Genomic DNA, 11,750 nt, shown 5'->3' with positions numbered 1-11,750 from the left:
AAAATGAGATCAAGGTACTACTTTTTAAAGTAAAAGGAGGGGTAAAAGTGGCCTATTACGTCGTGTTTGATGTAGGCGGGACGAGAACAAAACATGGATTAATGGATCAGGATGGGGAGCTTGTCACAAGTGGTGACTATGAAACGAACTGCCGGCAGCTTGAACCGTTTTTAGAAGCCATGGCGGATGTGGTCAGGCAATATCAAAGGATGCAGGATGTCAGCGGTATCGCCATCAGTCTTCCAGGTTTTGTGGACAGTGAATCAGGTTATACAGAATTTGCAGGCGCCATCATCGCCTTAAATGGTCAAAATGTAAAAACACTTTTAGAAGAGAAAACGTCTCTTCGTGTAGAAGTGGAAAATGATGCGAACTGTGCAGCTCTCGCAGAAAAATACAGCGGTCATGCGAAAGATTGTGATAGCTTTATTTGTATGACAATTGGCACGGGTGTCGGCGGGGGTATTTTTGCTAATGGTCAGCTTGTGCGCGGTGCATCCTTCCGCGGTGGTGAATTTGGCATGATGCTGACAGAGACGGAAAATGGCCAGTTTACAACTCTTAACAGCAGCGCTTCAACGGCTGGATTAATTCGGAGCTATAAAGAAAAGCAAGGAATTCCGCAAAGTGCTCAAATAGACGGTCAAGAAATTTTTGAAAAGGCGAAGCATGATCCGGCCATTGAGAAGCTGTTGGATCAATGGTACAAGCGAATAGCCATTGGCGTTTACAATGTAGCGACTGTTCTTAACCCAGAGAAAATCCTCATTGGCGGAGGCGTAAGTGCAAGACCAGATTTATTACAAAACATTGAAAAACATTTACATACACTGCATGCGTGGAAGAACATTCAGGTGAAGCTGGAAACTTGCTACTACTTGAATCAGGCAGGCATGAAGGGGGCACTGTACCATTTCCTCATGAAAGAAGGGCAGCTTGCTCCATCAAAAAAGCCGATACATTAAATGTATCGGCTTCAGCGTGTAGACTCGCGTTTAATCCGCTTCGGTGCTCGCTCAGTTACATTAATAAGCAGTTTGCAGACGCTGTTCGTATTGTTTGATCCATTGAGACGCTTCCTGCCAGTTGTTCACGCGAATAATTCTGTCGTCAATTGGCATTTGATTATAAGGGGAGTTAAAAAGAATAACCGGAATGTCAGCTTCTTTTGCAATCATTGTGGCATTGCCATGATGGTCTTCAAAAAATACATCAATTTTATGCTTTTGAACGGCTTCCAGCTTATGATGACCGCCAACCAGCTCAATAGCATCATAGTGCACATCATGTTCTTGAAACCACTTGTAGGTGATATCCGAATGCTGCTGCCTTCTTGCGGTAATATAAATCAGTCTGTGCTGCAGCTTCATTTTGTCGAGGATCTCTTTTGCACCCTCAGCAGGCTTTGCCTGTTTATAAATAAGAGGCTCGTGCTGATCCATCCAGCCCCAAAATTCTTCTTGAGAAATCTTTAAAAGCTTCGTCAAATCATACTCTGTCATATCATCTAGTGTCATGGCACATTGGAACGACTCATTTAAGTAGGGGACAAAGGTGTCCTGTGCCGTCACTGTACCATCAATATCAATTCCTAAACGTAACATGCCCACACTCCTCATTTTTATACTCTTAAAGTGTAACATAATCAATTCACAATTCCAGCAAGTTTTAGCAATCATGAAACAGACATTTTGGCTCATACTAAAAAAGCTCCTTTCTATTAACCAAAAGGGGGAATTGATCATGGAAAGAGACGAGGATTTCAGAAGAAATGATCGTGAAATCGACACACACTTTAGTAATGATGATGGCTATTTAGAGGAAACAGCTGCTGAAATTGCAGAGCCATATCAAGCTTCAAGAGATCGAGAAGATAGACGAGGACGTGACCAAGCAGGTGACGATTCAGGCAGTAAAGGGATAGGCTATACAGCACTCGCGATTGCGATTATCTCATTATTTGTCTTGCCGGTGCTATTAGGGGTAGCGGCAATCGTCGTTGGTTATATTGCAAGAAGAAAAGGAGCACATGCGCTTGGCGCGTGGTCAATTGGGATCGGAATTGTTTCCGTTATCCTAGGCATATTTATCACCCCGTTCTTTTAACAAGAACAGAAAAACGCCTGACTATGACGTCAGGCGTTTTTTGTTAGGCATTCGCTTGTTTTTCTTTTTCAGCTTCCATTTTCGCATAATGTTCTTCAGCGATTTTATCGATTTCTTTTTTCAGTTCTTCGACCATTGTTTCTTCTGGTACTTTACGAACAATTTCACCTTTACGGAACAATAAGCCTTCGCCTCTAGCGCCTGCGATACCGATATCCGCTTCACGTGCTTCACCTGGACCGTTAACAGCGCAGCCGAGAACAGCTACTTTAATCGGTGCTTTGATTTTAGAAATATATTCTTCGACTTCATTTGCGATGCTGATGAGGTCAATTTCAATTCGTCCACAAGTTGGGCAGGAGATCAGTGTTGCTGCATTTGATGCAAGACCAAATGATTTCAACAATTCACGTGCTACTTTTACTTCCTCAACTGGGTCAGCACTTAATGAAATACGGAGGGTGTTCCCAATCCCCATATTCAAAATAGCGCCAAGTCCAGCTGCACTTTTGACTGTACCTGCAAATAACGTACCTGATTCTGTAATCCCAAGGTGAAGAGGATAATCAAAGGCTTTAGCCGCTTTTTCGTATGCTTCAATTGCAAGGTTTACATCAGATGCTTTCATACTGACGATGATGTCATGAAAGTCTAGGTCTTCTAGAATTTTAATGTGATGCAATGCACTTTCGACCATACCATCTGCTGTTGGATAGCCGTATTTATCAAGAATCTTTTTCTCTAATGAACCAGCGTTTACGCCAATACGGATTGGAATGCCTTTTTCTTTTGCTGCTTTGACAACCGCTTCGACTTTTTCTCTTCTTCCGATGTTTCCTGGATTGATTCGGATTTTGTCTGCGCCTGCTTCGATTGCTTTCAGTGCAAGCTTGTAGTCAAAATGAATATCCACAACAAGCGGGATGTTAATTTGTTTTTTAATGTCCGCAATTGCATTTGCTGCACGCTCATCCGGACATGCGACACGCACGATTTGACAGCCTGCCTCTTCTAAACGTTTAATTTCAGCGACTGTCGCTTCGACATCATGTGTTTTGGTTGTTGCCATACTTTGAATGACAACCTCATTATTTCCACCTATAGTTAAAGGTCCCACTTTGACGGGACGCGTTTTAGTACGATGTGTGACTTCACTCACTTGTCAATCGCTCCTTAGTGTACAAGCAATCCTTTGCCGTGTACGTCGTGTTTTACAGTTCATATTGTAACAGTCTCTTTGTATGAATGACAAGGAATTAACGTTTTATCTCTTGTAGACAGGAAACTTATATGTGCTGCCTGCCCTGATTTCGTTCGCCTTAACACCTTGATTCAGCTCCTCGAAATCTTTAATGACATCATCAAGTGGCTTGCTTGTATGTACGATGGAGAGGACCGTTTCACCTTGTTTAACAGTGACATTCTTATAAGTCTTTTTCTCAGCTGTTTGAAACGCACTTGCTGGGACAGCTGTGTTTTCCTCAACAGGGATGGTTCCATTTTTCAAATCAAAAAAGATAATAAAGAGGACAAACAAACTGATTAGTAAAAAAAGAATTCGCCGCATTTTACTCACCGCTTTTAAGAGTTTACTTCAGTCTATGCATGTTCTGAAATGATAGAACCAAAAAGAGGAGAAAAGCTGGAAAGGATGGTTCTAGTTCGTTCTAGTATGTCTCTTGTAATAAAACTGCTTGGGTCGTTGGTGTAAATAGGAGGGCAAGCTCATATGACGATTATGATAAAATAAGAAAGGGGGGATTTTATGAAGAAGGTTAGTCAGCATATATATGTGAGAACACTAACAGAAAATGATGCACAATCACTGTTAACATTAGAGCTTGAGAATCGCTCATATTTTCAGGAATTTACACCTTTGGTCAAAGATGATTTCTTCACGTTACCTCGTCAAATTGAACGGATTCAGCGCGGTGTGCAAAGAAGTGCACAAGATGAATCTTACATGCATGGTATTTTCTTAAATGAAACAGGTGCCTTAATTGGGACGATCTCATTAAGTTCTGTCGTAAGAGGTCCAATAGAAGGAGCATGGCTTGGGTATGTACTCGATCAAAGGCAGGGCGGAAATGGATATATGACAGAAGCCATTCGTTTAATCATTGACTATGCCTTTTTTGAACTGAATCTCCATCGTATTGAGGCTGGAGTAAAGCCGAGTAATAAGGGTTCCATTCGTGTACTTGAAAAGACAGGTTTTGAAAATGAGGGACTAAATCGTAAAAAAGTAAAGATTAATGGAGTGTGGGAGGATCACTATTTGTTTGCGATCATCCATCCAGATGAGTCCTAGCATGAATATACATAAAAAGCTCCCCCGAGCCGGAGGAGCTTTTATTGTGTAGACAAATCCACGTTGAATGGATCATTTGCTTTTTTTTGCAGGAATTTCTTTCACAACAAGATATAAAAAGATAAAGTTGATGACCCAATTTAATAAAAATGAGTTTGCAACAGGCGTGTTTAATGCACTCATGATGGCGAAAAAGACCGTTGTTAATGTGAGTGAATAAGCGGAGAGCTTCCAAAGCATTTGGAAGGACAGCTCTTTTTGCTGCATTCGTTTAATAAATGTACCAAGCATCGCAAGGAATGTTGCGCTGATAAACATGAGAGCCGCAGTTGATAGATATAGCAGTACACAGATGACAGGGATGATAATCGCTTGGTTCTGATTTGTGACGCGGGCGAGTTCATCTTTTGTCAGCGTTCCACCAAGGAGCTGGTATGGAATATCTGTCATTTGTCCATCAATGGCAATCACTGCTTTTTCCTTTAACAAAGCGATGGCCGTTTGCTTTGATTCAAGCTCACTTGCTTTTATTTTTTCAGCAGGATCAAAGATAATCGTGATGCCGTTTTCTTCTTTTTCTATTGGTTCACTTTGATCCGCTTGAAGCTTTCCTTTTTCGATTGAAAAGTCGGGTAAATCTTTTTTGATCACATGCTGAAATCCTGACATCGCATTCGAGATCTCTTGGCTCATATGATACCCCTGAGGAATTGCTGCGATAATTGAGAGGATAAAAATGAATAAAATCGCTTTACCGATCCCTGTAAACCGTGCTTTAGCAATATCTTTTGGTGAATAAATTCCTTTTAACAATAGATTAAATACGTTCAATACCCATTCACTTCCTACATTCTTTTCTATTTCTCATATTGTATCAATGTCTATCCATCGAGTACAAGTATGGCCTTCATCACTGGTTAAGATAGAGGGAATGAGGCATAATGTATACAGCATATAAAAAGGAGGGGCACGGTCTTGGACATTCTGTATTGGATACTGATTGGCTGTGCATTTATCATTGCGTTTGTTGGACTGGTTTATCCAATTATCCCGAGTGTGGTCTTTATGGTTCTCGGATTTATTCTATATGGCTTCTTCTTTAGCTTCGAGCCGCTTACCCTGACGTTCTGGCTCATTCAAGCCATGTTTACTGCTGTCTTATTTGCGGCAGATTATGTCTCAAACCTTATTGGGGTAAAGCGCTTTGGCGGCAGCAAGGCAGCTATTTGGGGAAGCACCATTGGGTTATTAGCTGGTCCTTTTGTGATACCCATTGCAGGAATTATTATTGGTCCATTTCTTGGGAGTGTCATTGCAGAGCTCCTTGTTCATCAAAAAGATCTGAAGACGAGTGTGAAAGTCGGATTAGGCTCATTAATTGGATTTGTATCAGGTGTTTTTGCAAAAGGATTGATTCAAGCGCTGATGCTAGGGATCTTTTTATTTTATGTCCTTCGCTAAGTAAAAAAGGGTGTTTAAAACTTTTTCAAAAGGGCTAAATACAAAATAAACACTGAAATGTTTCAGAACATGAGCAATAACGTTGAAACAAGCTGTTTCTTTTGATACTCTTTGAGTAGGGTGAATTGCTGACTTACAGAGGAAGCATTTCAGTACATATATTTTAAGGAGGAATTTAACCATGGCTTTTAAACTTCCAGAATTACCATATGCTTACGATGCATTAGAACCACATATCGACAAGGAAACAATGACGATTCACCACACAAAACACCACAACACATATGTAACAAACTTAAACAAAGCAATCGAAGGTGTATCAGCTCTTGAAGATCAATCAATTGAAGAGCTAGTGGCTAACTTAAACTCAGTGCCTGAAAACATTCGTACAGCTGTACGTAACAATGGCGGAGGACATGCGAACCACTCATTATTCTGGACGCTTCTTTCACCAAACGGTGGCGGCGCACCAACTGGTGAACTTGCAGATGCAATCGAAAAAGAACTAGGTGGATTTGAAAAATTCAAATCTGATTTCGCTGCAGCAGCTGCAGGACGCTTTGGTTCTGGTTGGGCATGGCTTGTTGTGAACAATGGAAAACTTGAAATCACAAGCACGCCAAACCAAGATTCTCCTTTAACTGAAGGAAAAACGCCAATTCTAGGATTAGACGTTTGGGAGCATGCTTACTACCTAAACTACCAAAACCGTCGTCCTGATTACATTTCAGCATTCTGGAATGTTGTGAACTGGGATGAAGTAGCTCGCCTTTACAGCGAAGCAAAATAATGATTTGATTTGAAAAGACCTGCTTTCAAGAGAAGCAGGTCTTAGATTATTGACAAAGGGCTAAAATGATCTTTATTTTAGCCCTTTGTCTTCTTTCATCTTCAGCGTGATAGAAAACCTTTGAAGTCTAGGAAGGACGGCTACTTTTGCGGAGCGAATTGAACATTCGTGAGCACCAGCGCACAGACCTGACAACGAATGCAAGGGATTGTCTACACGCTGAGACCTGCTTTCAAGAGAAGCAGGTCTTTTTATATTTTCCCTCCTTTTTTTACATATCTGCCTTTTGATGAGACAGACTATTGTGTAGAAAAGGAGAATGAATGGTATGAGCAGATTAAAGAAAATGTTCGGGGACATGGATGTTACAAAAGATTTATTGCTCCTCCTCACGATTGGCGGGTTATATGCACTTGCCATTGCGCTTTCAAATACGTTTGTAAATGTGTACTTATGGAAACAGTCTGGAAAATTCACGGATCTTGCGATTTATAACTTGGCCATTGTGGTGCTTCAGCCCATTACGTTTTTATTCGCTGGCCGGCTCGCAAAAAAAATAGACCGGGCGTTTGTCCTTCGTTTCGGTGTCATCTTTTTAGCCGCTTTTTATTTAATTGTCTTAATGGCAGGAGAACAAGCGGCCGCACGGCTAGTTTTATTGGGAAGTGTCCTTGGGATCGGCTATGGCTTTTACTGGCTTGCTTTTAATGTACTCACCTTTGAGATCACCGAGCCTGAAACAAGAGACTTCTTTAATGGATTTCTCGGTGTGCTTTCCTCAACTGCCGGCATGATCGGTCCTCTCATTGCGGGGATTGTCATTTCTCAGTTAACGGATGATACAGGCTACACAGTCATTTTCACATTATCGCTTTTTTTGTTTTCACTAGCGGTTGTGATGAGCTTTTTCCTCAAAAGAAGGCAGTCTAAAGGCAAATTTATGATCAAACAAATTTGGAAAGAACGTCATGCAGACGAGAATTGGCGTAGGATTACAACAGCTCACTTTTTTCAAGGGCTTCGTGAAGGGGTCTTTGTCTTCTTAATCAGTGTCTTTGTGTTTATTGCAACAAACAGTGAGCTTGCTCTCGGGACGTTTGGTTTAGTGAATTCAGGTGTTGCCTTTTTTGCTTATTTCTTCGCTACCCGTTTGATTAAGAAAAAGTGGCGTAAGAAGGCCATCATGCTTGGTGGGCTGATTTTATACGGCGCCTTGTTTTTAATCGTTTTCCACTTGTCCTATGTATCACTTCTGATGTATGCGGTAGCCATTGCAATAGGATATCCGCTCCTGCTTGTTCCTTATGTATCCTTAACATATGATGTCATTGGTCATGCAAGGTATGCCAGAAAGGCCCGAATTGAATATATTGTGGTCAGAGAGCTATTTTTAAATGCCGGCCGTATTTGTTCGATTGTTTTGTTCCTGCTGTCTGTCACCTTACTAGGTGATGAGCTCGGAATCCCTGCATCACTTGTTGTGCTTGGAGCGGGGCACACCCTCATTTATTACTTTGTAAAAGATATTCATTTGAAAGAAAAAACAGCTGATATGAAAGAGGCTGACGGTCAAAAGCCAGTTTCTCAAACGAACCTTATTAAGGGAGAAAGGTAAAATTTCTTACCTATGGAACATCAAATTTCTAGATAAATGATAGAAAAACCGCTAAAATGATGATGGCACCTTTTATACACAAAAAGGGGTGCCATTTCTTTCTTGATAGAAAAGGTGATGTGATGAGAAACAAGAAAAACAAAAAAGACGCGAAGGAAGGGCGCAAAACACTTCCGATCCGGCTGAATTTATTATTTTTAGCTGCCTTTATTATTTTTACCGGTGTTGTCGTTAGACTCGGATTTGTGCAAATTGTCAATGGAGAAGATTATAAAAAGCAGGCAGAAAAACAAGAGGATGTGAATGTCAGCTCATCTGCTCCGCGCGGAAAAATTTATGATCGAAACTACAATACGATTGTCAGCAATAAAGCGCTGAATGCCATTACATATACGAGAACCTCGACGACTTCACAAGAAGAGCGGCTCAAAGTGGCATCAAAATTAGCGGATATGATTCATGTGAGTACGAAAAAAATCACAGATCGTGACAAAAAAGATTTCTGGATCTTAACGCATCCAAATGAAGCGAAAAAGCTTGTTCAAAAGGAATCAGAATTAAAGGGTGACGATAAGGTCTCTGATGATAAACTATATGAGCTTCAGCTAAAACGCATCACAGACAAGGAATTAAATCAACTGACGAAAAAAGATTTACAAGTGCTTGCCATTAAAAGGCAGATGGATGGAGGCTATGCACTTACGCCTCAATTTATTAAAAATGAAGATGTAAAGCCAAGCGAAATTGCTTACGTCTCTGAGCATTTGGACGAGCTGCCAGGTGTTGATGTGACGACAGACTGGTCACGCAGCTATCCGTATAAAGGACTGCTCCGCAGTATGCTCGGCAGTGTTTCTTCGAGTGATGAAGGTCTTCCGCAGTCACTTCTTGAGCATTATCTATCACTCGGCTACAGCCGAAATGACCGTGTAGGAAAAAGCTATCTCGAATATCAATATGAAGATGTCCTGCAGGGCCAAAAGGAAAAAGAACAGAGTACAACTGATAAACAGGGCAATGTCACAAGCTCTAAAGTGTTAACAGAAGGTAAGAGCGGGAAAGACCTTGTGCTTACCATTGATATTCAGCTGCAAAAAGCGGTTGAAAAAATTATTGAAAAGAACTTGAAAAGTGCGAAACAAAGAGGGGGAACTGAGCTTCTTGACCGCGCATTTGTTGTCATGATGGACCCGAGAAATGGAGAGGTTCTCTCTGTTGCGGGTAAGCAGATTTCAAACAAAAACGGAAAATACAAATTCGATGACTACGCATTAGGAACGATGACCTCCTCATATGCGATGGGATCAGCCGTAAAAGGGGCAACGGTACTGACTGGATATAAAACAGGCGCTATTCATATTGGAAGTACCCAATACGATGAACCTCTCTATATCGCCAATTCACCGCCGAAGAAATCCTATCAAAATATGGGACTTATTAATGATTTAACAGCACTAGAGCGTTCATCAAACGTATATATGTTCAAAACAGCGATCGCCATTGGGAAAAGCGAATATCGTAAAAAGCAGCCGCTCCCAATTGATCCGAAAGCATTTGATACGTTCCGCTACAATTTCAGTAAATTTGGCCTTGGCGTCAAAACCGGTATTGACCTGCCAAACGAAGCAACGGGCTACAGAGGAACGTCTACACAATCGGGTCTCTTACTTGACTATGCGATTGGACAGTATGATACGTTTACACCGCTGCAAATGGCGCAATACGTTTCAACCATTGCAAATGGCGGGTATCGTTTACGTCCGCAGCTTGTCAAAGAAGTGAGAGAGTCAGACCCGCAGCGAGGCATTGGAGCTGTGACGGAATCCGTCAAACCGGATGTATTGAATAAGCTAGACATGACAAGTGATGAGATCAAACGCGTTCAGCAAGGCTTCAAGCTTGTCATGCAGAACCCAAGAGGGACAGCCTATTCAAACTTTGGCAACAAAAAGTATAATCCAGCCGGCAAAACAGGAACCGCTCAATCATTCTATGACGGTCCAATTAAAAGCAAGCGCGGTACATCGACGTATAATACAACTCTTGTTGCGTATGCGCCAGCTGATAATCCAGAAGTGGCTATTTCCGTTGTCGTGCCATGGGTGTATCAAGACTACAACCAGCGCTATCCAATTACAAATGATATTGGTGAACAAGTATTAGATAAGTATTTTGAACTGAAATCAAAACAGGAAAGCAATGATACACAGGCGAAAAACAAAAACAAAATTGAAAATGAAGCAGAAACAAATAACTAGACCTTTCATAGGTAAAAACGCTCACTTTTTGTGGGCGTTTTTTTACGTTTTCTTCAAAAATTCCGATATAAATTGACAAAATTCATAAAAAACGCCGCAATTTCTCTACAAAACTTCGACATTTACAAAACCTTAACATTCCATTTAAACGAAATTAATAAAGAACCTTTAATGTATTACTCGTAGGACAAATTATTCAGGGGGTATTCTTGAAATGAAAAAGAACAAATTATGGCTGCTTACTTTCCTTACTATCGCATTGTTAGCATTCGTCACAGCATGCGGAAACAGCAGCTCAAGCGGAGATTCAAAAGACAGTAAAGGAAATGCTTCAAACAAAGATGAGGCATCAGGTTCCATTACCATCTCAGGATCATCTGCGATGCAGCCTTTAGTTCTTGCGGCAGCAGAAAAATTCATGGATAAACATCCAAAAGCCGATATTCAAGTACAAGCCGGCGGTTCAGGAACAGGACTTTCTCAAGTTTCAGAAGGATCTGTACAAATTGGTAACTCAGATGTATTCGCTGAAGAGAAAGACGGAGTCGACGCAAAAGCTTTAAAAGACCACAAAGTAGCAGTTGTTGGAATGGCCGCAGCTGTAAACCCTGAAGTGGGTGTCAAAGACATCACAAAGGACGAATTGAAAAAAATCTTCACTGGTAAAATCAAAAACTGGAAAGAGCTTGGCGGGAAAGACCAAAAAATCACGCTTGTTAACAGACCTGATTCTTCAGGAACACGTGCAACATTTGTGAAATATGCACTTGATGGTGCAACACCTGCAGAAGGAATCACAGAAGATTCTTCAAACACAGTGAAAAAGCTGATTGCAGAAACACCAGGTGCGATTGGATACCTAGCATTCTCTTATTTAACAGATGACAAAATTACACCGCTTAGCATTGATGGTGTGAAACCAGAAGAAAGCAATGTAGAAAGCGGTAAATATACAATTTGGGCATACGAGCACTCTTATACAAAAGGTGAGCCGGAAGGTCTAGCAAAACAATTCTTAGATTACCTTATGAGTGACGAAGTACAAAAAGAAATCGTCAAAGACCAAGGCTACATCTCAGTCTCTAATATGAAAGTAGAAAGAGACGCAACAGGCAAACAATCGGATAAGTAAGAGGTCTTGAATTGCTGATGAAGGAAAAGTGGAGCATTTCACTTTTCCTTTTATGACATTCATAGGAGTGTAGAAAA

Annotated in this window: 12 protein-coding genes; 8 read left to right on the top strand and 4 right to left on the bottom strand. The window is 41.0% G+C overall.

The window, feature by feature from the left end; all coding sequences use genetic code 11:
* Positions 1 to 47: 47 nt before the first annotated feature.
* Positions 48 to 965 carry an ROK family protein gene (locus tag NSS76_RS11670; protein WP_024423004.1) on the top strand — a complete coding sequence of 306 codons (918 nt, stop codon included), beginning with the start codon at positions 48 to 50 and terminating at the stop codon, positions 963 to 965.
* A 60-nt stretch (positions 966 to 1,025) separates the two neighbouring features.
* Here NSS76_RS11670 and NSS76_RS11665 read toward each other — a convergent pair whose 3' ends face one another.
* Complete coding sequence (locus NSS76_RS11665; protein ID WP_341082257.1) at positions 1,026 to 1,604, bottom strand: 5' nucleotidase, NT5C type; 579 nt, start codon at positions 1,602 to 1,604, stop codon at positions 1,026 to 1,028.
* A gap of 139 nt (positions 1,605 to 1,743) precedes the next feature.
* Between NSS76_RS11665 and NSS76_RS11660 the strand changes: the two genes are divergently transcribed.
* Positions 1,744 to 2,106, top strand: coding sequence for a DUF308 domain-containing protein (locus tag NSS76_RS11660; protein WP_024423002.1), 363 nt, complete (start codon positions 1,744 to 1,746; stop codon positions 2,104 to 2,106).
* Between the two features lie 43 nt (positions 2,107 to 2,149).
* On the opposite strand, the gene ispG is transcribed toward NSS76_RS11660, so the two are convergent.
* Positions 2,150 to 3,265, bottom strand: coding sequence for a flavodoxin-dependent (E)-4-hydroxy-3-methylbut-2-enyl-diphosphate synthase (gene ispG / locus NSS76_RS11655; RefSeq protein ID WP_024423001.1), 1,116 nt, complete (start codon positions 3,263 to 3,265; stop codon positions 2,150 to 2,152).
* A 105-nt stretch (positions 3,266 to 3,370) separates the two neighbouring features.
* Positions 3,371 to 3,673, bottom strand: coding sequence for a hypothetical protein (locus NSS76_RS11650; RefSeq protein WP_341082256.1), 303 nt, complete (start codon positions 3,671 to 3,673; stop codon positions 3,371 to 3,373).
* A gap of 198 nt (positions 3,674 to 3,871) precedes the next feature.
* On the opposite strand from NSS76_RS11650, the gene NSS76_RS11645 reads away from it, so the two are divergent.
* Entirely contained in the window at positions 3,872 to 4,417 is a 546-nt protein-coding gene (locus NSS76_RS11645; RefSeq protein WP_048238899.1) for a GNAT family N-acetyltransferase, read from the top strand.
* A gap of 72 nt (positions 4,418 to 4,489) precedes the next feature.
* Here the strand turns inward: NSS76_RS11645 and NSS76_RS11640 are convergent, their stop codons facing one another.
* On the bottom strand, positions 4,490 to 5,248 hold the full coding sequence (locus tag NSS76_RS11640; RefSeq protein WP_185853691.1) for a DUF1189 domain-containing protein: 759 nt from the start codon (positions 5,246 to 5,248) through the stop codon (positions 4,490 to 4,492).
* Between the two features lie 144 nt (positions 5,249 to 5,392).
* Here NSS76_RS11640 and NSS76_RS11635 point away from each other — a divergent pair, with 144 nt between their 5' ends.
* The 5 genes from NSS76_RS11635 (at position 5,393) to NSS76_RS11615 (ending at position 11,673) form a co-directional block, all read left to right on the top strand.
* Complete coding sequence (locus NSS76_RS11635) at positions 5,393 to 5,878, top strand: DUF456 domain-containing protein (protein ID WP_024427974.1); 486 nt, start codon at positions 5,393 to 5,395, stop codon at positions 5,876 to 5,878.
* A gap of 181 nt (positions 5,879 to 6,059) precedes the next feature.
* On the top strand, positions 6,060 to 6,668 hold the full coding sequence (gene sodA, locus NSS76_RS11630) for a superoxide dismutase SodA (RefSeq protein ID WP_007501264.1): 609 nt from the start codon (positions 6,060 to 6,062) through the stop codon (positions 6,666 to 6,668).
* Between the two features lie 328 nt (positions 6,669 to 6,996).
* Positions 6,997 to 8,283: an MFS transporter gene (locus NSS76_RS11625; RefSeq protein WP_024422996.1), complete on the top strand. Its 1,287-nt coding sequence runs from the start codon at positions 6,997 to 6,999 to the stop codon at positions 8,281 to 8,283.
* Between the two features lie 122 nt (positions 8,284 to 8,405).
* Positions 8,406 to 10,541: a peptidoglycan D,D-transpeptidase FtsI family protein gene (locus NSS76_RS11620; RefSeq protein ID WP_041106887.1), complete on the top strand. Its 2,136-nt coding sequence runs from the start codon at positions 8,406 to 8,408 to the stop codon at positions 10,539 to 10,541.
* Between the two features lie 214 nt (positions 10,542 to 10,755).
* Positions 10,756 to 11,673 carry a phosphate ABC transporter substrate-binding protein gene (locus NSS76_RS11615; RefSeq protein WP_024422995.1) on the top strand — a complete coding sequence of 306 codons (918 nt, stop codon included), beginning with the start codon at positions 10,756 to 10,758 and terminating at the stop codon, positions 11,671 to 11,673.
* The last annotated feature ends 77 nt before the right edge of the window (positions 11,674 to 11,750 follow it).

This window comes from Bacillus sp. FSL R5-0654 (assembly GCF_038008745.1).
Taxonomy (GTDB): domain Bacteria; phylum Bacillota; class Bacilli; order Bacillales; family Bacillaceae; genus Bacillus; species Bacillus safensis.
This window is presented reverse-complemented; position numbering and strand designations above follow the sequence as displayed.

Coding starts and splice junctions, on each gene's coding strand:
- NSS76_RS11625 (WP_024422996.1), top strand. CDS start 6,997: ATGAGCAGATTAAAGAAAATGTTCGGGGACATGGATGTTACAAAAGAT.
- NSS76_RS11620 (WP_041106887.1), top strand. CDS start 8,406: ATGAGAAACAAGAAAAACAAAAAAGACGCGAAGGAAGGGCGCAAAACA.
- NSS76_RS11660 (WP_024423002.1), top strand. CDS start 1,744: ATGGAAAGAGACGAGGATTTCAGAAGAAATGATCGTGAAATCGACACA.
- NSS76_RS11645 (WP_048238899.1), top strand. CDS start 3,872: ATGAAGAAGGTTAGTCAGCATATATATGTGAGAACACTAACAGAAAAT.
- sodA (WP_007501264.1), top strand. CDS start 6,060: ATGGCTTTTAAACTTCCAGAATTACCATATGCTTACGATGCATTAGAA.
- NSS76_RS11650 (WP_341082256.1), bottom strand. CDS start 3,673: ATGCGGCGAATTCTTTTTTTACTAATCAGTTTGTTTGTCCTCTTTATT.
- NSS76_RS11665 (WP_341082257.1), bottom strand. CDS start 1,604: ATGTTACGTTTAGGAATTGATATTGATGGTACAGTGACGGCACAGGAC.
- NSS76_RS11615 (WP_024422995.1), top strand. CDS start 10,756: ATGAAAAAGAACAAATTATGGCTGCTTACTTTCCTTACTATCGCATTG.